The sequence below is a fragment of the Escherichia sp. MOD1-EC6819 genome, from assembly GCF_002965765.1.
GTDB lineage: Bacteria > Pseudomonadota > Gammaproteobacteria > Enterobacterales > Enterobacteriaceae > Escherichia > Escherichia ruysiae.
In genome coordinates this window covers 12,673-30,254 of sequence record NZ_PTRG01000021.1, presented here as the reverse complement: position 1 = coordinate 30,254, position 17,582 = coordinate 12,673, and the positions used below count along the sequence as shown (strand labels likewise).

Genomic DNA, 17,582 nt, shown 5'->3' with positions numbered 1-17,582 from the left:
AGGCCTGCCGCCAGCGTTCAATCTGAGCCATGATCAAACTCTTCAATTTAAAAGTTTGATGCTCAAAGAATTAAACTTCGTAATGAATTACGTGTTCACTCTTGAGACTTGGTATTCATTTATCGTCTTGCGACGTTAAGAATCCGTATCTTCGAGTGCCCACACAGATTGTCTGATAAATTGTTAAAGAGCAGTTGCGACGCGGCTTTCAGCTCACTGTCGCGAGGTGGCGTATATTACGCTTTCCTCTCTCAGAGTCAACCCTGAATTTCAGGATTTTATCTCTTCAACCGGACCGGCCATTTGTGTGAAGTGATTCACATCCGCCGTGTCGATGGAGGCGCATTATAGGGAGTTCTCCTGAGGCCGCAATAGAAAAATTGCAAAAAAATGACTGACTGCTGCATTCCCCAGCAAACCCCCTATTTATACCTTTTTACGCACAGAGTTATCCACAATCATAAGCGTTATTTCTGTATTCCTGACCTGCTAACCACAATCGAAATGCTGCTCACCATCGAAACAAAAAAATTCGCGAGCGTTGCGCAAACGTTTTCGTTACAATGCGGGCGAAAAATAAAGATGCCCCGTTAGGGGCGTTAGCTGAGTTTTTCGCGAAAAATTCAGCTAACGCTCTCTGTAATAGTCAAATCCAGGGGATTTACCATGCAACAACGTCGTCCAGTCCGCCGCGCTCTGCTCAGTGTTTCTGACAAAGCCGGTATCGTCGAATTCGCTCAGGCACTTTCCGCACGCGGTGTGGAACTGCTATCTACAGGAGGCACTGCCCGACTGTTAGCAGAAAAGGGTCTGCCGGTGACCGAAGTTTCCGATTACACCGGTTTCCCGGAGATGATGGATGGACGTGTGAAGACTCTGCATCCGAAAGTACATGGTGGCATTCTGGGCCGTCGCGGCCAGGACGATGCCATTATGGAAGAACATCAGATCCAGCCTATCGATATGGTGGTTGTTAACCTGTATCCGTTCGCCCAGACCGTTGCCCGTGAAGGTTGCTCGCTGGAAGATGCGGTTGAGAACATCGATATCGGCGGCCCAACGATGGTGCGCTCCGCAGCGAAGAACCATAAAGATGTCGCCATCGTGGTGAAGAGCAGCGACTACGACGCCATTATTAATGAGATGGATGCCAACGAAGGATCGCTGACGCTTGCAACCCGTTTCGACCTCGCCATCAAAGCCTTCGAGCACACCGCCGCTTACGACAGCATGATTGCCAACTACTTCGGCAGCATGGTTCCGGCTTACCACGGTGAAAGCAAAGAAGCTGCCGGTCGCTTCCCGCGCACGTTGAACCTGAACTTCATTAAGAAGCAGGATATGCGTTACGGCGAGAACAGCCACCAGCAGGCTGCCTTCTATATAGAAGAGAATGTGAAAGAAGCCTCCGTTGCCACCGCAACCCAGGTTCAGGGTAAAGCCCTCTCTTATAACAACATCGCCGATACTGATGCGGCGCTGGAGTGCGTGAAAGAGTTCGCCGAGCCGGCATGTGTCATTGTGAAGCACGCCAACCCTTGCGGCGTGGCTATCGGCAATTCCATTCTTGATGCTTACGATCGCGCGTACAAAACCGACCCGACCTCCGCATTCGGCGGCATCATTGCCTTTAACCGCGAGCTGGATGCTGAAACAGCACAGGCCATCATTTCTCGTCAGTTTGTCGAAGTGATTATTGCGCCGTCCGCCAGCGAAGAAGCCCTGAAAATCACCGCCGCCAAACAGAACGTTCGCGTCCTGACCTGTGGTCAGTGGGGCGAACGTATTCCGGGTCTTGATTTCAAACGCGTGAACGGCGGTCTGCTGGTTCAGGATCGCGATCTGGGCATGGTCGGTGCAGAAGAACTGCGCGTCGTCACCAAACGTCAGCCGACCGAGCAGGAACTGCGTGATGCGCTGTTCTGCTGGAAAGTGGCGAAGTTTGTGAAATCCAATGCCATCGTTTATGCCAAAAACAATATGACCATCGGGATTGGCGCAGGCCAGATGAGCCGCGTGTACTCCGCAAAAATCGCCGGCATTAAAGCTGCCGATGAAGGCCTGGAAGTGAAAGGTTCCTCTATGGCTTCTGATGCATTCTTCCCGTTCCGCGACGGTATTGATGCCGCCGCCGCTGCGGGCGTGACCTGCGTAATCCAGCCCGGCGGTTCTATCCGTGATGACGAAGTGATTGCCGCTGCCGATGAACACGGTATTGCGATGCTCTTCACCGACATGCGCCACTTCCGCCATTAATGGAGCAATAGATGAAAGTATTAGTGATTGGTAACGGCGGGCGCGAACACGCGCTGGCCTGGAAAGCGGCGCAATCACCGCTGGTTGAGACTGTATTTGTCGCACCAGGTAATGCGGGAACGGCGCTGGAACCTGCGCTGCAAAACGTCGCTATCGGCGTGACCGATATCCCGGCACTGCTGGATTTCGCGCAAAACGAAAAGGTAGATCTGACCATCGTCGGCCCGGAAGCGCCGCTGGTGAAAGGCGTGGTCGATACCTTCCGCGCCGCTGGGCTGAAGATCTTCGGCCCGACGGCAGGTGCCGCGCAACTGGAAGGGTCGAAAGCGTTTACCAAGGATTTCCTGGCTCGCCATAAGATCCCTACGGCGGAATACCAGAACTTCACCGAGGTAGAACCTGCGCTGGCGTATCTGCGTGAGAAAGGCGCGCCAATCGTCATTAAAGCTGACGGTCTGGCTGCCGGGAAAGGCGTTATCGTCGCGATGACGCTGGAAGAAGCCGAAGCGGCTGTTCACGATATGCTGGCGGGCAACGCCTTTGGCGACGCGGGTCATCGCATTGTTATCGAAGAGTTCCTCGACGGCGAAGAAGCGAGCTTTATCGTGATGGTGGACGGCGAGCATGTGCTGCCGATGGCCACCAGCCAGGATCACAAACGCGTAGGCGATAAAGATACCGGGCCGAACACCGGCGGAATGGGTGCTTACTCTCCAGCGCCGGTAGTAACCGATGAAGTTCATCAGCGCACGATGGAACGTATCATCTGGCCAACCGTGAAAGGCATGGCGGCGGAAGGAAACACCTACACCGGTTTTCTCTATGCAGGTTTGATGATCGACAAACAGGGCAATCCAAAGGTTATCGAATTTAACTGCCGCTTTGGCGATCCAGAAACCCAGCCGATTATGCTGCGCATGAAGTCCGATCTGGTTGAGCTCAGCCTGGCCGCCTGTGAAGGCAAGCTGGACGAGAAAACGTCCGAGTGGGATGAACGCGCTTCTCTCGGCGTGGTGATGGCTGCGGGTGGATATCCGGGCGATTATCGCACTGGCGATGTGATCCACGGCCTGCCCCTGGAAGAAGTCGAAGGCGGCAAAGTGTTCCACGCGGGCACAAAACTGGCAGATGACGAGCAGGTGGTGACCAGCGGCGGGCGCGTACTGTGCGTCACCGCGCTGGGTCATACCGTGGCAGAAGCGCAGAAACGCGCCTATGACTTAATGACTGATATCCACTGGGATGACTGCTTCTGCCGGAAAGATATCGGCTGGCGCGCCATCGAACGCGAGCAGAACTAACGCGACAGTTTTGCCAATAGCGTTTTGCGCGTGATCCCTAACTGACGGGCGGCTTCGGTTTTGTTGCCGCCCGTTTTCTCCAGCGCCGCCAGAATCACCTCTTTTTCCACTTCCACCAGCGGCTGAATATCCTGACTTTGCGCCAACGGAATCGGCGTACTGGCAATCGCCAGCGGCAGCTCGCGTTCGGAAATATATTCCCCGGTCAGCAGCACCACCGCTCGTTCTACCGCGTTTTCCAGTTCGCGAATATTTCCCGGCCAGTCGTAGTGAATCAGCAGATCCATCGCCTGGGGCGTAAAGCCTTTTACCGCCTTGCGATTGCGTTCGGCAAATCGCTGAAGAAAATGGTTAGCCAGCAGGGGAATATCTTCCCGCCGTCGCCGCAGCGACGGCACTTCAATTGCCACCACGTTCAGGCGATAGTAGAGATCCTGGCGAAAACGCCCGGCCTTTACCTCAGCGGCAAGATCGCGATGGGTCGCGGCAATCAGCCGAACATCAACCGAAATAGTCTGGTTGCTGCCGACACGCTGAACTTCACGCTCCTGAATCGCACGCAGCAGACGAACCTGCATCATCGGCGAGATATCGCCAATTTCATCGAGAAACAACGTGCCGCCGTCTGCCTCAACAAAGCGCCCTTCCCGCCGTTTGTCGGCGCCGGTAAACGCCCCTTTTTCGTGACCGAACAATTCAGATTCCAGTAAGGATTCGTTGAGTGCCGCGCAGTTGAGCGTTACCAGCGGTTTTTCGCTACGTGCGCTACTGGCGTGAATCGCCCTGGCGACCAGCTCTTTACCGGTGCCGGAATCGCCGTGGATCAGCACCGTGGCTTCCGATGGCGCGACGAGGGCGATTTCACTGAGCAGGTGTTGCATCGCCGGGCTTTTACCGACCATACCAAACTGGCTGGCAGACACCGCAGGCGTTTCAGAAGCGAGAATCTGCGTATGCGCGAGCGCCTTTTCCAGCGTCGCCTGCAAGTTATCGAAATCCAGCGGCTTAATGAGATAATCCAGTGCCCCGGTCTTCAGTGCATCTACCGCCGTCTCGACGCTGGAGTAAGCGGTCATAATCAGTACCGGAATCGCCGGATTTAACGCTTTGATCTCTTTCAACGTGGCGATGCCGTCCATCTCCGCCATTCGCACATCGCAAAGCACAAGATCAAAAACCTGTTCCCGCACCTGTGCCAGCGCCTGTTGCCCGCTGTTCGCCAGCGCGACGTTATAGCCCCAACCGCGCAGCAATGCCTGCAAGATGGTGCAATGGCTAATGTCATCATCCACCACCAGAATATCGATATTATCGTGCGTCATCCTTGTGGGTCCTTACGCGTAATATTGACCGGAAGCCATAGAGTGAACGTTGCGCCTTTCCCCTCCTGGCTTGCGACCTGAATTGTACCACCGTGTTGTTCAACAATATTATGCACGACCGCCAACCCCAGTCCGGTGCCTTCGGCTTTGGTGGTGAAGTACGGAGTGAAGATGGCTTCAAGCTGATCCGCCGCAATTCCCTTACCGTTGTCGGTAACGCTGATTTTCACGCCTGTGCCACTTTCGCTGGCCGCCACGCTAATCACCCCATGCTGACCAATCGCCTGAATAGCATTGAGATAGAGATTCAACAGAACCTGGGTCAGCCGATCCGGATCTGCCTGAATTTGCGGCAACGTGTCGTTGGCGGTAAAGCGCAACTGAATTTCCCGGCTGTTTGCATCCTGGCTTCCCAACTGTAATGAGTGGTTAATCAGGGTGTTGAGATCCACCGCCTGCAAAGCCAGATGCGTTGGCTTAACCAGTTCCAGTAACTCGCTGACCACGCGGTTTAAACGGTCGGCCTCTTTCGCCATTACCTGCGCCAGTTGGTGCGCTTCCCCACCCTCTGGTGCTCGTTCGGCAAAATATTTCGCCAGCCCTTTAATTGAGGAAAGCGGATTGCGAATTTCATGGGCAACACCTGCCGCCAGATGCCCCAGCGCCACCAGCTTCTCTTTGCGCTTCATCTCATCCTGTAGAAGCTTGCGCGAGCGCAGATACCGGCGATACCAGAAGAATGACAACACGCTTGCCAGTAGCACCGTCGCCAGGGCGAAGAGGATAATAAGGGTGTTTCTCTGCTCACGATCTTCAGCACTCACAATGTTACTGGCATCGAAAGCGATAAAAATTGCCTGTGGTGTCGCGGCATACTGCTGCATATGGCGCATCCGGTGCATTCCAGCAGCAAACATCGGTTGAAACTGGCGATAAATTTCCAGAACAGGCTCGCCGTCCGCACTATCGATCCGCCGCCACGCTTCTTCATCTCCCGGATGTAACTGCTGCATTTCCTGCGGGGAATAAAGCTGTTTTCCCACCATGCCGGAGTTGCTATGCATCACGATTATTCCTTGTTCATCCGTGACCGCAAACCAACGTACTCCAGGCTGTCCGGCCATTTCTTCCAGTAAGGCCTGCTGCTGCGCATGATGCATGCGCATCCCCATGCCGACGCGCGAGCCGGATTCGAGAGCACGGATAAGTACACTGCCTTTTTCCAGAAGCGTTTGTCTGGCGGCGGCAGTCTCGCGCCCATAATCGCGAATCACTGTCACCGCAAACAGCCCCACCAGCCCAACAATGGCCACGGGGAGGATGGCGCTTAACCATTTGGCTAAGGAGTCTTTAGAACGTTGCATAAAACGCATCTTCTTCTTTTTTGCCTGTTCATCCCTTTTTGACAGCAGAAATCATGCCATCTTTGATCAGCGTTTACCCTGCGCTGTAACACAAACGCTTATGTTTCAATGAGTAAAAATGACTCGCTACCCACATCAGGCGAGTCATTTTTACTCGCTTATCATGCCAGATTTCCCGTCACGTCAGCGTTTCGTCGTTGGCACGGAAGATGCAATACCCAAAGTAAGACAACCACTGGAGGATTAACCATGAAACGGAACACGAAAATTGCCCTGGTGATGATGGCGCTTTCAGCAATGGCGATGGGATCAACATCTGCATTTGCCCACGGCGGACACGGTATGTGGCAGCAAAATTCCGCGCCTTTGACCAGCGAACAACAGACGGCGTGGCAGAAAATCCATAATGACTTTTATGCTCAAAGCAGCGCGCTGCAACAGCAACTGGTGACGAAGCGTTATGAATACAACGCTCTGTTAGCCGCTAACCCACCGGATAGCAGCAAAATTAATGCGGTCGCCAAAGAGATGGAGACTTTGCGTCAGTCGTTAGATGAGTTACGGGTGAAACGGGATATCGCGATGGCTGAAGCGGGTATTCCGCGCGGTGCAGGAATGGGCATGGGTTACGGCGGCTGCGGTGGTGGCGGTCATATGGGTATGGGTCACTGGTAAATCAGAACGTTTTCTCGTTGGGTTGCCAGCGACAGAAATCAGAGTTTGCCACTAACAGTAATTGCGAACCTTCGGGCGCTTCCAGCCATGCCACGCTGACATCAACAGAAGAGCTGCTCTGGCGGCGCTCGATATGCGCTATCGCCTGCGAATCTAAATCAGGTTTAATGGTTTGCCCTTCGCAGGTGGTTACGGTCTGTTCCATCTCATGCCAGCGTCCCTGACGCAGCACCACTCTCCCCTGGCGTAAAGCATCGCTAATCTGGCGGATTTGGTCAGCGCGATAACGGTATAAATCGATTTGGTCGTTAGAAAGCTGCTGCTTTTCCCCGTCGGATTCACGTTGCATAAAGCTCAGGTCGCCGCGATCGTCAAAACGCGCGCGAATGTTCACCGGCGGTTTACTGTAGACGTTGATATTGATAAGTGTGAGGTTATCGCCCTGCCAGCGATACTCTCGCGTCGTGGTATCGCCATTGCGCCACGGGCTGAACACAGCAAGCAAATGCACATTGTCACCGCTGTCTTTTCGCCAGATACGTACCGCGCCTTGGTCTTCAGCAAAACCACTGGCAGTAAAGGGAGGAAGTGAAGAGTTGTGGCTACAGGCAGTGAGAAACAGTACACCTGCCAGCATCAATGAGTGACGCCAGAAAGACAAAAGGGGTGAAACCACCCCTTCGTTAAAACTGTTCACTGCCACGCAATCTTACTTAACTGCGTCTTTCAGTGCCTTGCCAGAAACAAATGCCGGTACGTTAGCTGCGGCGATTTTGATTTCTTTACCGGTCTGCGGGTTGCGGCCAGTACGCTCAGCGCGGTGGTTCACTTTGAAGGTTCCGAAACCAACCAGTTGTACAGCATCGCCTTCTTTCAGAGACTCAGTAATTGCAGCCAGAGTGGACTCCAGAGCAGCTTTAGCCTGGGTTTTGGACAGTTCTGCTTTCTCTGCAATTACATCAATCAGTTGAGTCTTGTTCATAAGTTATCCTTACAATGTGTTTATCGCTTGCTAAGCATCGAGTGCGACGGAAATGCCAGAATAGCACTCTCCTGCATACACGCACCGATAGCCACTTTTTTTCGCCCCCCAAATGTAGACCAGACGGGGGGCGAAAGGGAAGACTCCAGGTAAGACAAATCAGGCGTTAATTCACGTTTTCTGGTCTTATTGCTGAAAAATTATACCAATATTGCTCTCACCCGCCTCACGCAGGTCTGCCCTAAGGCCTTTTATCAGCTCGATGTCGCGTTCTTCACACTCGGCTAAAAGTCGGAATATTTCCCACTGAATGTCCCATTCTTGCTCAACGGCTGGGTTTTCTTTCAGCTCTTCATCGCTCATTTCGCGACCAGCCTGAGTCATTTCCAGCATCGCAACGGTAGTGATGGAGGTCTTACTCACTTCCACCGCGTGTTCGAGCGTTTCGCCACTCAAACGCGAATGAACCAGTTCACTTAACGCCACGCAGGCATCAATTGCCGGATAAACGCCGTACAGATCGAAATCGTCCGCTGAAGGAATCGCTTCCTCAAATTTCTCCAGTTGGCTGTCGAAATTCACTTTTGCGTCTTTGACGGTCAGTGTTTCCCAAATGAGATCGAGAATACGGCGGTAAATTTGCCCATCACCAAAACCGGTTTGCTGGCAGAACATGGCGTAATTGGGGTACATGCGTTCGCATAAGCAAGCCATGAAAGTGACGTGCTGCCAGCTTTCCAGGCGCTCCAGACGCAGATGAATCGGGTTTTGTAACATGTTGAGTTCTCAAATACGGAAATTATCCGCAGTTTACCTGAATTAGGGCTGATTTGCTGTATAGCGCACAAATGCCGGACGTTCCGAGGCCACGGCATCCGCCCAGCGCGTTGGCTCTGGCAGACGATAGCCTTTCATGCAGCGTTGTACCCACGCCAGCGCGCTATCCACGCTGACCCGATGACCCGTAGCGATAAACAGCGGGTTGCAGCGTGCTTTGCTGCGCCAGACCCAGGCCAGCTGCTCACCTTTATCCATCAGCGGCGCCAGCGCGCCCGGTTCGCTGGAGAGCGGTTCGAATTTACCGCATAGTCGTTTTTTCGCCACGCCAATGGTCGGTACATCCACTAATAAGCCAAAATGGCTGGCGACGCCAAGGCGGCGCGGATGCGAGATCCCGTGGCCATCAACAAACACTAAATCCGGCTTTTGTGACAGCATCTCCCACGCAGCCAGCAGGGCAGGATATTCACGGAAGGAGAGAAACCCCGGGATGTAAGGCATGGTGGTAGCAATGCGTGCCACTTTATACTCCACCAACTCAAGAGTGGGATATTTCAGCAGCACCATCGCCGCTCGCGTCACTTCTCCACCCTGTTCAAACCCGACATCGGCTCCGGCGATCAGATCCGGTGGATCTTTATCGAGTCGATCCTCGCGGATCACAGAAGAAGCCAGTTCGATTTGTTGAGCGCGTAATGACGCGAGATCCATAATTACTCCTTAGCGGTGATATTGTTCAGATAACCGATGCACTGCCTCCACAAACACGCCAGCATGTTCTGGCGGTACATCCTGGTGAATGCCGTGACCAAGGTTAAAGACATGACCTTCGCCGTGACCGAAACCTGCAAGTATAGTCGCTACTTCTTCTTCAATTCGGGCTGGTGGCGCGTACAGCATCGACGGGTCCATATTGCCCTGCAATGCGACTTTATTGCCCACGCGGCGGCGCGCATCGGCGATGTCGGTTGTCCAGTCCAGTCCCAGCGCATCGCAACCGGTTTCTGCCATGGCTTCCAGCCACTGTCCGCCACCTTTGGTAAACAGCGTGACGGGCACGCGGCGACCGTCGTTTTCACGCAATAAACCATCAACAATTTTATGCATGTAATAGAGCGAGAACTGTTGATAATCGCGCCCGGTAAGCACGCCGCCCCAGGTGTCGAAAATCATCACCGCCTGGGCACCGGCTTTAATCTGCGCATTCAGATACAGGGTGACGCTTTTCGCCAGTTTATCGAGTAACGCGTGTAACGCCTGCGGATCGGCATACATCATTTTTTTGATCACGGTGAAGGCTTTGCTGCTGCCGCCTTCCACCATGTAGGTCGCCAGCGTCCACGGACTGCCGGAAAAACCAATCAGCGGCACTTCGCCTTTCAGTTCGCGGCGAATGGTACGCACCGCGTTCATCACGTAACCCAGTTCATCTTCCGGATCCGGAATTGGCAGTTTATCAACGTCAGCTTTGCAGGTGACTGGCGAGGTAAAACGAGGACCTTCTCCGGCTTCAAAATAGAGCCCTAATCCCATCGCGTCCGGAACGGTGAGGATATCGGAAAAGAGGATCGCCGCGTCCAACGGATAGCGACGCAGCGGCTGCAAAGTCACTTCGCACGCCAGTTCGGCGTTTTTGCAAAGCGACATAAAATCGCCCGCCTGAGCACGCGTGGCTTTATATTCTGGTAGATAGCGACCCGCCTGGCGCATCATCCATACTGGAGTGACATCAACGGGCTGGCGCAGCAGCGCCCGCAGATAACGATCGTTTTTAAGTTCGGTCATTTTGGCTGTTCCTTAGTGCGTCAGGCGGTCAGTGTATCATCACTCATACTCTGCCCGACACATCGCCACCGTATCTTCTATCAGACGGCGCGCCACGGTGCCAGGAGGTGGCAGTAAGGGTAAATCGTCGTAACGATACCAGTTCGCCTCCAGCAGTTCTTTTGGATCAATCACGATGTCGCCGCTCTCATAGTCCGCCATAAACGCAGTCATTAATGACTGAGGAAATGGCCACGGCTGAGAAGTCACGTAACGCAGGTTTTTGACTTTGATGCCACTCTCTTCCATTACTTCCCGCGCGACCGCCTGTTCGAGGGTTTCGCCCACTTCGACGAATCCGGCAAGTACCGTATGGACACCGTTACGATGGCGGGTATGCTGAGCGAGCAGAATCGAATCATCACGACGGATGGCAACAATAATGCAGGGGGCGATTTGCGGGTAGTAACGCTCACGGCAGTGGCTGCACAGCATCGCCCATTCTGTTTTGCTCGGATACATTTCATGCCCGCAATACCCGCAGTATTTATGCGAGCGGTAAAACTCCGCCAGTTGCACGCCGCGTCCGGCTAGTTGAAATAGCCCGACGTCCAGATCAATGACCTGGCGCACCGAGCCCATATCATGGCGACGCTGCTGTTGAACTAGCCAAACAGGTTCTCCCTGCCATTCGCCGATTTGTAGTGCGCGCTGACCCACAAGCTCGAAATTTGCCGCTTCGCCATATGGCAATTCTCCCTTCGGCAACCATAATTTTTGCTCATGACTGACGACCCACCAGCCGTGATCTAATTTTTCAATTATACGATCCATAGCTCTTGCACTACCTTTGCATCACTGGCATGTTTAACATGGTTTTTACATTTCTCACTGAGCAGTTTTTGAATACAAACTTGCGGAGTCAATCATGCTTAACCAGCTCGATAACCTGACGGAGCACGTCAGAGGAAGTAACAAACTGGTTGATCGCTGGCTACATGTACGTAAGCATCTGCTCGTGGCTTACTACAATCTGGTTGGCATTAAGCCTGGCAAAGAATCGTACATGAGGCTAAACGAAAAAGCCCTTGATGATTTTTGCCAGAGTCTGGTCGATTACTTGTCTGCCGGACATTTCAGCATTTATGAGCGCATTCTTCATAAGCTGGAAGGCAACGGGCAGCTCGCTCATGCCGCGAAGATTTGGCCGCAACTCGAAGCCAATACCCAACAGATTATGGATTACTACGATTCCAGCCTGGAAACCGCCATCGATCATGATAATTACCTTGAATTTCAACAGGTTTTATCTGATATCGGCGAGGCGCTGGAAGCGCGCTTTGTGCTGGAAGATAAGCTGATTCTGCTGGTGCTTGACGCCGCCCGCGTCAAACATCTTGCTTGAGTTCTGCGCTGTTAACGCGTAATTTACATTCAACGCCCCGTTTTCGGGGCTAATTTCTTGTCGGAGTGCCTTAACTGGCTGAGACCGTTCATTCGGGATCCGCGGAACCTGATCAGGCTAATACCTGCGAAGGGAACAAGAGTTAATCTGCTACCGTATCGCCTTTGCAGCGATCGTCTCTTGCTTCATCCGTCGTCTGACAAGCCACGTCCTTAACTTTTGGAATGAGCTATGTCTGCAATAAAACTGACCCGCCGCGAACAACGCGCCCAGGCGCAACATTTTATCGACACCCTGGAAGGCACCGCCTTTCCCAACTCAAAACGCATTTATATCACTGGCACACAACCCGGCGTGCGCGTGCCGATGCGTGAGATCCAGCTTAGCCCGACGCTAATCGGCGGCAGCAAAGAACAGCCGCAGTACGAAGAAAACGAAGCGATTCCGGTTTATGACACCTCCGGCCCATATGGCGATCCGCAAATCGCCATTAACGTTCAGCAAGGGCTGGCAAAACTGCGTCAGCCGTGGATCGACGCACGCGGCGATAGCGAAGAACTTACCGTGCGCAGTTCCGATTACACTAAAGCGCGGCTGGCAGATGATGGCCTCGAAGAGCTGCGTTTTAGCGGCGTATTAACGCCAAAACGCGCCAAAGCAGGCCACCGCGTCACACAATTGCACTACGCCCGTCAAGGCATCATCACACCGGAGATGGAATTCATCGCCATTCGCGAGAATATGGGACGCGAGCGCATCCGCAGCGAAGTTTTGCGCCACCAGCATCCGGGAATGAGCTTTGGCGCACGTCTGCCGGAAAATATCACTGCGGAATTTGTCCGTGATGAAGTCGCTGCCGGACGCGCCATTATCCCCGCCAACATTAATCATCCTGAATCAGAGCCGATGATCATCGGCCGCAACTTTCTGGTGAAAGTGAACGCTAATATCGGCAACTCGGCGGTCACCTCTTCCATCGAAGAAGAAGTGGAAAAGCTGGTGTGGTCTACGCGCTGGGGAGCGGATACGGTGATGGATCTTTCCACCGGTCGCTATATTCACGAAACCCGCGAATGGATTTTGCGTAACAGCCCGGTGCCAATCGGTACTGTGCCGATCTACCAGGCACTGGAGAAGGTTAATGGGATCGCTGAAGATCTTACCTGGGAAGCGTTCCGCGACACGCTGCTGGAACAGGCCGAACAGGGCGTGGATTATTTCACGATTCATGCAGGCGTTCTCCTGCGCTATGTACCGATGACCGCGAAACGCCTGACCGGTATCGTCTCGCGCGGCGGTTCGATTATGGCGAAATGGTGCCTCTCCCATCATCAGGAAAATTTCCTTTATCAACATTTCCGCGAAATTTGTGAAATCTGCGCTGCTTATGACGTTTCGCTGTCGCTGGGCGACGGCCTGCGCCCCGGTTCGATTCAGGACGCCAACGATGAAGCGCAGTTTGCCGAGCTGCATACGCTGGGCGAACTGACCAAAATCGCCTGGGAATATGACGTACAGGTGATGATTGAAGGCCCCGGGCATGTGCCGATGCAGATGATTCGCCGTAATATGACCGAGGAGTTAGAGCACTGCCATGAAGCGCCGTTCTATACCCTCGGGCCGCTGACCACCGATATTGCACCAGGCTATGACCACTTCACGTCGGGGATTGGTGCGGCGATGATCGGCTGGTTTGGCTGCGCGATGCTCTGTTACGTAACGCCGAAAGAGCACCTGGGTCTGCCCAATAAAGAAGACGTTAAGCAAGGGCTTATCACCTATAAGATTGCCGCCCACGCTGCCGACCTGGCAAAAGGGCATCCGGGCGCGCAAATTCGCGATAACGCCATGTCGAAAGCCCGCTTCGAATTTCGCTGGGAAGACCAGTTTAATCTGGCTCTCGACCCATTTACCGCTCGCGCTTACCACGATGAAACCCTGCCGCAAGAGTCCGGTAAAGTCGCCCATTTTTGCTCCATGTGTGGGCCGAAATTCTGCTCGATGAAAATCAGCCAGGAAGTACGTGATTACGCCGCCGCGCAAACCATTGAAGTGGGAATGGCGGATATGTCGGAGAATTTCCGCGCCAGAGGCGGAGAAATCTATCTGCGTAAGGAGGAAGCGTGATGTATCAGCCTGATTTTCCTCCTGTACCTTTTCGTTTAGGGCTGTACCCGGTGGTGGACAGCGTACAGTGGATCGAACGTCTGCTGGACGCTGGCGTGCGAACCCTCCAGCTACGCATCAAAGATCAGCGCGATGAAGAGGTGGAAGCCGATGTCGTAGCGGCAATTGAGCTGGGTCGCCGCTATAACGCGCGGCTGTTTATTAATGATTACTGGCGGCTGGCGATCAAGCATCAGGCGTATGGCGTCCATCTGGGGCAGGAAGATTTGCAATCTACCGATCTCAGCGCCATCCGCGCGGCTGGTCTGCGGCTTGGCGTTTCGACCCATGACGATATGGAAATCGACGTTGCGCTGGCAGCACGACCTTCTTATATCGCGCTGGGACATGTGTTTCCGACACAAACCAAACAGATGCCTTCTGCACCGCAGGGGCTAGAGCAGTTGACACGGCACATTGAGCGTCTGGTGGATTATCCCACCGTGGCGATTGGCGGTATCAGTCTGGCACGCGCGCCTGCGGTGATGGCGACGGGTGTCGGCAGTATCGCCGTCGTCAGTGCCATTACCCAGGCGGCAGACTGGCGTTTGGCAACGGCACAGTTGCTGGAAATTGCAGGAGTTGGCAATGAATGACCGTGATTTTATGCGTTATAGCCGCCAAATCCTGCTCGACGATATCGCTCTTGACGGGCAGCAAAAACTGCTCGACAGCCAGGTGCTGATTATCGGTCTTGGCGGGCTGGGTACACCTGCTGCGCTATACCTGGCGGGCGCTGGCGTCGGGACGCTGGTACTGGCAGATGACGACGATGTGCATTTAAGCAATCTGCAACGACAAATCCTCTTTACCACTGAAGATATCGATCGCCCGAAATCGCAGGTCAGCCATCAGCGACTGACACTGTTGAATCCCGATATTCAACTGATAGCACTACAACAACGGTTAACGGGTGAGGCGTTAAAAGATGCGGTTGCACAAGCCGATGTGGTACTCGACTGTACAGACAATATGGCGACTCGCCAGGAGATTAATGCCGCCTGCGTGGCACTCAACACGCCGCTTATCACCGCCAGCGCGGTCGGATTTGGCGGTCAGTTGATGGTACTGACGCCGCCCTGGGAGCAGGGGTGTTACCGCTGCCTGTGGCCAGATAACCAGGAGCCAGAACGCAACTGCCGCACGGCAGGCGTGGTTGGTCCGGTGGTCGGAGTGATGGGCACGTTACAGGCACTGGAAGCGATTAAGTTATTGAGCGGTATAGAGACGCCTACAGGAGAACTCCGACTGTTCGACGGTAAATCCAGCCAGTGGCGCAGCCTGTCGTTGCGCCGCGCCAACGGATGTCCGGTATGCGGAGAGCGCAATGCAGATTCTGTTTAACGATCAACCGATGCAGTGTGCCACCGGACAAACTATTCACGAACTGCTGGAACAACTCGATCAGCTAAAAGCAGGTGCGGCGCTGGCAATTAATCAGCAAATCGTCCCGCGCGAGCAATGGGCGCAACATATCGTGCAGGATGGCGACCAGATCCTGCTTTTTCAGGTTATTGCAGGAGGTTGAAATGTTACGTATCGCGGACAAAATGTTTGATTCACATCTGTTTACCGGCACAGGGAAATTCGCCTCTTCACAACTTATGGTGGAGGCGATCCGCGCTTCCGGCAGCCAGGTGGTGACGCTGGCAATGAAACGCGTCGACTTGCGCCAACACAATGACGCTATCCTCGCCCCGCTTATCGCGGCGGGTGTGACACTGCTACCGAATACTTCTGGGGCGAAAACGGCGGAAGAAGCCATTTTCGCTGCCCATCTGGCACGTGAAGCGTTAGGAACACACTGGCTGAAGCTGGAGATTCACCCTGACGCCCGCTGGTTGTTGCCCGATCCCATCGAAACCCTGAAAGCCGCCGAAACGCTGGTACAACAGGGATTTGTCGTGCTGCCTTACTGCGGTGCCGATCCGGTGTTGTGCAAACGTCTGGAAGAAGTGGGCTGTGCAGCGGTGATGCCGCTCGGTGCACCGATTGGTTCTAATCAGGGGCTAGAAACCCGCGCCATGCTGGAGATTATTATCCAGCAGGCCACGGTTCCGGTAGTCGTTGATGCTGGCATCGGCGTTCCAAGCCATGCCGCGCAGGCGCTGGAAATGGGCGCCGATGCGGTGTTAGTGAATACGGCAATTGCCGTCGCGGACGATCCCGTCACCATGGCGAAGGCATTTCGCCTGGCGGTAGAAGCGGGCCTGCTGGCACGTCAGGCCGGACCTGGCAGCCGCAGTCATTTTGCTCATGCCACCAGCCCACTGACCGGATTTCTGGAGGCATCGGCATGAAAACCTTCAGCGACCGCTGGCGGCAACTGGACTGGGACGACATCCGCCTGCGTATCAACAGCAAAACGGCTGCTGACGTAGAGCGGGCGCTGAGTACAGCGCCACTTACCCGCGACGACATGATGGCGCTGTTATCGCCAGCCGCCAGTGAATACCTGGAACCACTGGCTCAACGGGCGCAGCGTCTGACTCGTCAGCGATTTGGCAACGTCGTCAGCTTCTACGTCCCGCTTTATCTTTCCAATCTTTGCGCTAACGACTGCACGTACTGTGGATTTTCCATGAGCAATCGCATCAAGCGCAAAACGCTGGATGAAGCAGATATCGCCAGAGAAAGCGCCGCTATTCGGGAAATGGGCTTTGAGCATCTGTTGCTGGTCACTGGTGAACATCAGGCAAAAGTGGGAATGGATTACTTTCGTCGTCATCTCCCTGCCCTGCGTGAACAGTTCTCTTCACTACAGATGGAAGTACAGCCGCTGGCGGAAGCGGAATACGCCGAGTTAAAGCAACTTGGTCTCGATGGGGTAATGGTTTATCAGGAGACGTATCACGAGGCGACATATGCCCGCCATCATCTGAAAGGTAAAAAACAGGACTTTTTCTGGCGACTGGAAACGCCGGATCGGCTGGGTCGCGCGGGGATTGATAAGATAGGCCTCGGCGCGCTAATCGGCCTTTCTGACAGCTGGCGCGTTGACTGCTATATGGTTGCCGAGCATTTACTGTGGCTGCAACAGCATTACTGGCAAAGTCGTTATTCCGTCTCCTTCCCGCGCCTGCGCCCGTGTACTGGCGGGATTGAGCCAGCGTCGATTATGGATGAACGCCAGTTAGTGCAAACCATCTGCGCCTTCCGTCTGCTTGCGCCGGAGATTGAACTCTCACTCTCCACGCGGGAATCACCGTGGTTTCGCGATCGCGTTATTCCGCTGGCAATTAATAACGTCAGCGCCTTCTCGAAAACGCAGCCAGGTGGCTATGCCGACAATCACCCCGAGCTGGAACAGTTCTCACCGCACGACGATCGCCGACCTGAAACGGTTGCTGCCGCATTAATCGCTCAGGGTTTGCAGCCGGTATGGAAAGACTGGGACAACTATCTGGGACGCGCCTCGCAAAGGCCATGAGACAGAATGTAAGAACGTAAATTTATTCCGAGCTGCTACGGAAGATGAAAAACGGAATGTTGTTGAAAGCGTTGCGTTTTTTTATGGTAGTACCGTCAGCAGGAATGTTGTCCAGGGCGAAAAGCTTCTTCCTCGTT

Annotated in this window: 19 protein-coding genes and 1 riboswitch; of the genes, 11 read left to right on the top strand and 8 right to left on the bottom strand. The window is 54.0% G+C overall.

Translation table 11 applies throughout. From position 1 onward, the window contains the following. Nucleotides 1-666 precede the first annotated feature (666 nt). Together purH and purD are read left to right on the top strand one after the other, a co-directional pair. Nucleotides 667-2,256, top strand: a complete 1,590-nt coding sequence (purH, locus tag A7Z06_RS21135) for a bifunctional phosphoribosylaminoimidazolecarboxamide formyltransferase/IMP cyclohydrolase (RefSeq protein ID WP_001187577.1) — start codon at nt 667-669, stop codon at nt 2,254-2,256. 11 nt (nt 2,257-2,267) lie between these two features. Continuing rightward, nucleotides 2,268-3,557, top strand: coding sequence for a phosphoribosylamine--glycine ligase (gene purD, locus A7Z06_RS21130; RefSeq protein ID WP_000866834.1), 1,290 nt, complete (start codon nt 2,268-2,270; stop codon nt 3,555-3,557). Here purD and zraR read toward each other — a convergent pair. Both zraR and zraS read right to left on the bottom strand, forming a co-directional pair. Continuing rightward, entirely contained in the window at nt 3,554-4,879 is a 1,326-nt protein-coding gene (zraR, locus tag A7Z06_RS21125; RefSeq protein ID WP_105279571.1) for a sigma-54-dependent response regulator transcription factor ZraR, read from the bottom strand. The genes purD and zraR overlap by 4 nt on opposite strands. Then, nucleotides 4,876-6,252 carry a two-component system sensor histidine kinase ZraS gene (zraS, locus tag A7Z06_RS21120; RefSeq protein WP_001211888.1) on the bottom strand — a complete coding sequence of 459 codons (1,377 nt, stop codon included), beginning with the start codon at nt 6,250-6,252 and terminating at the stop codon, nt 4,876-4,878. The genes zraR and zraS overlap by 4 nt, the downstream gene beginning before the upstream one ends. Before the next feature lie 109 nt (nt 6,253-6,361). On the opposite strand from zraS, the gene A7Z06_RS22290 reads away from it, so the two are divergent. Both A7Z06_RS22290 and zraP read left to right on the top strand, forming a co-directional pair. Continuing rightward, nucleotides 6,362-6,490, top strand: a complete 129-nt coding sequence (locus tag A7Z06_RS22290; RefSeq protein WP_071987976.1) for a hypothetical protein — start codon at nt 6,362-6,364, stop codon at nt 6,488-6,490. A gap of 2 nt (nt 6,491-6,492) precedes the next feature. Further along, entirely contained in the window at nt 6,493-6,918 is a 426-nt protein-coding gene (gene zraP / locus A7Z06_RS21110) for a zinc resistance sensor/chaperone ZraP (RefSeq protein WP_010348290.1), read from the top strand. A 1-nt stretch (nt 6,919) separates the two neighbouring features. Here the strand turns inward: zraP and A7Z06_RS21105 are convergent, their stop codons facing one another. The 6 genes from A7Z06_RS21105 to nudC form a co-directional block, all read right to left on the bottom strand. Further along, entirely contained in the window at nt 6,920-7,615 is a 696-nt protein-coding gene (locus A7Z06_RS21105; protein ID WP_038809070.1) for a DUF1481 domain-containing protein, read from the bottom strand. Nucleotides 7,616-7,627: 12 nt separating this feature from the next. Next, a complete protein-coding gene (hupA, locus tag A7Z06_RS21100; RefSeq protein WP_001044513.1) occupies nt 7,628-7,900 on the bottom strand; it encodes a nucleoid-associated protein HU-alpha in 273 nt (90 codons plus the stop codon). 186 nt (nt 7,901-8,086) lie between these two features. Then, nucleotides 8,087-8,677: a YjaG family protein gene (locus tag A7Z06_RS21095; protein WP_000940106.1), complete on the bottom strand. Its 591-nt coding sequence runs from the start codon at nt 8,675-8,677 to the stop codon at nt 8,087-8,089. 42 nt (nt 8,678-8,719) lie between these two features. Next, nucleotides 8,720-9,391: a deoxyribonuclease V gene (gene nfi / locus A7Z06_RS21090; RefSeq protein WP_000362395.1), complete on the bottom strand. Its 672-nt coding sequence runs from the start codon at nt 9,389-9,391 to the stop codon at nt 8,720-8,722. Between the two features lie 9 nt (nt 9,392-9,400). After that, nucleotides 9,401-10,465: a uroporphyrinogen decarboxylase gene (gene hemE / locus A7Z06_RS21085; protein WP_000137657.1), complete on the bottom strand. Its 1,065-nt coding sequence runs from the start codon at nt 10,463-10,465 to the stop codon at nt 9,401-9,403. A gap of 39 nt (nt 10,466-10,504) precedes the next feature. Next, entirely contained in the window at nt 10,505-11,278 is a 774-nt protein-coding gene (nudC, locus tag A7Z06_RS21080) for an NAD(+) diphosphatase (protein WP_000373947.1), read from the bottom strand. Nucleotides 11,279-11,372: 94 nt separating this feature from the next. Between nudC and A7Z06_RS21075 the strand changes: the two genes are divergently transcribed. The 7 genes from A7Z06_RS21075 to thiH all read left to right on the top strand — a co-directional run bounded on the left by A7Z06_RS21075 (nt 11,373) and on the right by thiH (nt 17,445). Then, a complete protein-coding gene (locus A7Z06_RS21075; protein WP_000934290.1) occupies nt 11,373-11,849 on the top strand; it encodes an Rsd/AlgQ family anti-sigma factor in 477 nt (158 codons plus the stop codon). A gap of 51 nt (nt 11,850-11,900) precedes the next feature. Continuing rightward, nucleotides 11,901-12,001, top strand: a riboswitch (TPP riboswitch). A 79-nt stretch (nt 12,002-12,080) separates the two neighbouring features. After that, nucleotides 12,081-13,976, top strand: coding sequence for a phosphomethylpyrimidine synthase ThiC (gene thiC, locus A7Z06_RS21070; protein ID WP_001274112.1), 1,896 nt, complete (start codon nt 12,081-12,083; stop codon nt 13,974-13,976). Continuing rightward, on the top strand, nt 13,976-14,611 hold the full coding sequence (gene thiE / locus A7Z06_RS21065) for a thiamine phosphate synthase (protein ID WP_000284596.1): 636 nt from the start codon (nt 13,976-13,978) through the stop codon (nt 14,609-14,611). Before thiC ends, thiE begins: the two co-directional genes overlap by 1 nt. Further along, nucleotides 14,604-15,359: a thiazole biosynthesis adenylyltransferase ThiF gene (thiF, locus tag A7Z06_RS21060; protein WP_010348292.1), complete on the top strand. Its 756-nt coding sequence runs from the start codon at nt 14,604-14,606 to the stop codon at nt 15,357-15,359. Before thiE ends, thiF begins: the two co-directional genes overlap by 8 nt. Beyond that, nucleotides 15,343-15,543, top strand: a complete 201-nt coding sequence (gene thiS / locus A7Z06_RS21055; protein ID WP_001166239.1) for a sulfur carrier protein ThiS — start codon at nt 15,343-15,345, stop codon at nt 15,541-15,543. Before thiF ends, thiS begins: the two co-directional genes overlap by 17 nt. Before the next feature lies 1 nt (nt 15,544). Next, nucleotides 15,545-16,315 (top strand): thiazole synthase, encoded by a 771-nt coding sequence (thiG, locus tag A7Z06_RS21050; RefSeq protein WP_000944046.1) that lies wholly within the window; start codon nt 15,545-15,547, stop codon nt 16,313-16,315. Continuing rightward, nucleotides 16,312-17,445 (top strand): 2-iminoacetate synthase ThiH, encoded by a 1,134-nt coding sequence (thiH, locus tag A7Z06_RS21045; RefSeq protein ID WP_000847481.1) that lies wholly within the window; start codon nt 16,312-16,314, stop codon nt 17,443-17,445. Before thiG ends, thiH begins: the two co-directional genes overlap by 4 nt. Nucleotides 17,446-17,582: the final 137 nt, after the last annotated feature.

What these genes read in the sequence shown, in the direction of transcription:
- purH (WP_001187577.1), top strand. Translation starts at nt 667, where the DNA reads ATGCAACAACGTCGTCCAGTCCGCCGCGCTCTGCTCAGTGTTTCTGAC.
- purD (WP_000866834.1), top strand. Translation starts at nt 2,268, where the DNA reads ATGAAAGTATTAGTGATTGGTAACGGCGGGCGCGAACACGCGCTGGCC.
- zraR (WP_105279571.1), bottom strand. Translation starts at nt 4,879, where the DNA reads ATGACGCACGATAATATCGATATTCTGGTGGTGGATGATGACATTAGC.
- zraS (WP_001211888.1), bottom strand. Translation starts at nt 6,252, where the DNA reads ATGCGTTTTATGCAACGTTCTAAAGACTCCTTAGCCAAATGGTTAAGC.
- A7Z06_RS22290 (WP_071987976.1), top strand. Translation starts at nt 6,362, where the DNA reads ATGACTCGCTACCCACATCAGGCGAGTCATTTTTACTCGCTTATCATG.
- zraP (WP_010348290.1), top strand. Translation starts at nt 6,493, where the DNA reads ATGAAACGGAACACGAAAATTGCCCTGGTGATGATGGCGCTTTCAGCA.
- hupA (WP_001044513.1), bottom strand. Translation starts at nt 7,900, where the DNA reads ATGAACAAGACTCAACTGATTGATGTAATTGCAGAGAAAGCAGAACTG.
- A7Z06_RS21095 (WP_000940106.1), bottom strand. Translation starts at nt 8,677, where the DNA reads ATGTTACAAAACCCGATTCATCTGCGTCTGGAGCGCCTGGAAAGCTGG.
- nfi (WP_000362395.1), bottom strand. Translation starts at nt 9,391, where the DNA reads ATGGATCTCGCGTCATTACGCGCTCAACAAATCGAACTGGCTTCTTCT.
- hemE (WP_000137657.1), bottom strand. Translation starts at nt 10,465, where the DNA reads ATGACCGAACTTAAAAACGATCGTTATCTGCGGGCGCTGCTGCGCCAG.
- nudC (WP_000373947.1), bottom strand. Translation starts at nt 11,278, where the DNA reads ATGGATCGTATAATTGAAAAATTAGATCACGGCTGGTGGGTCGTCAGT.
- A7Z06_RS21075 (WP_000934290.1), top strand. Translation starts at nt 11,373, where the DNA reads ATGCTTAACCAGCTCGATAACCTGACGGAGCACGTCAGAGGAAGTAAC.
- thiC (WP_001274112.1), top strand. Translation starts at nt 12,081, where the DNA reads ATGTCTGCAATAAAACTGACCCGCCGCGAACAACGCGCCCAGGCGCAA.
- thiE (WP_000284596.1), top strand. Translation starts at nt 13,976, where the DNA reads ATGTATCAGCCTGATTTTCCTCCTGTACCTTTTCGTTTAGGGCTGTAC.
- thiF (WP_010348292.1), top strand. Translation starts at nt 14,604, where the DNA reads ATGAATGACCGTGATTTTATGCGTTATAGCCGCCAAATCCTGCTCGAC.
- thiS (WP_001166239.1), top strand. Translation starts at nt 15,343, where the DNA reads ATGCAGATTCTGTTTAACGATCAACCGATGCAGTGTGCCACCGGACAA.
- thiG (WP_000944046.1), top strand. Translation starts at nt 15,545, where the DNA reads ATGTTACGTATCGCGGACAAAATGTTTGATTCACATCTGTTTACCGGC.
- thiH (WP_000847481.1), top strand. Translation starts at nt 16,312, where the DNA reads ATGAAAACCTTCAGCGACCGCTGGCGGCAACTGGACTGGGACGACATC.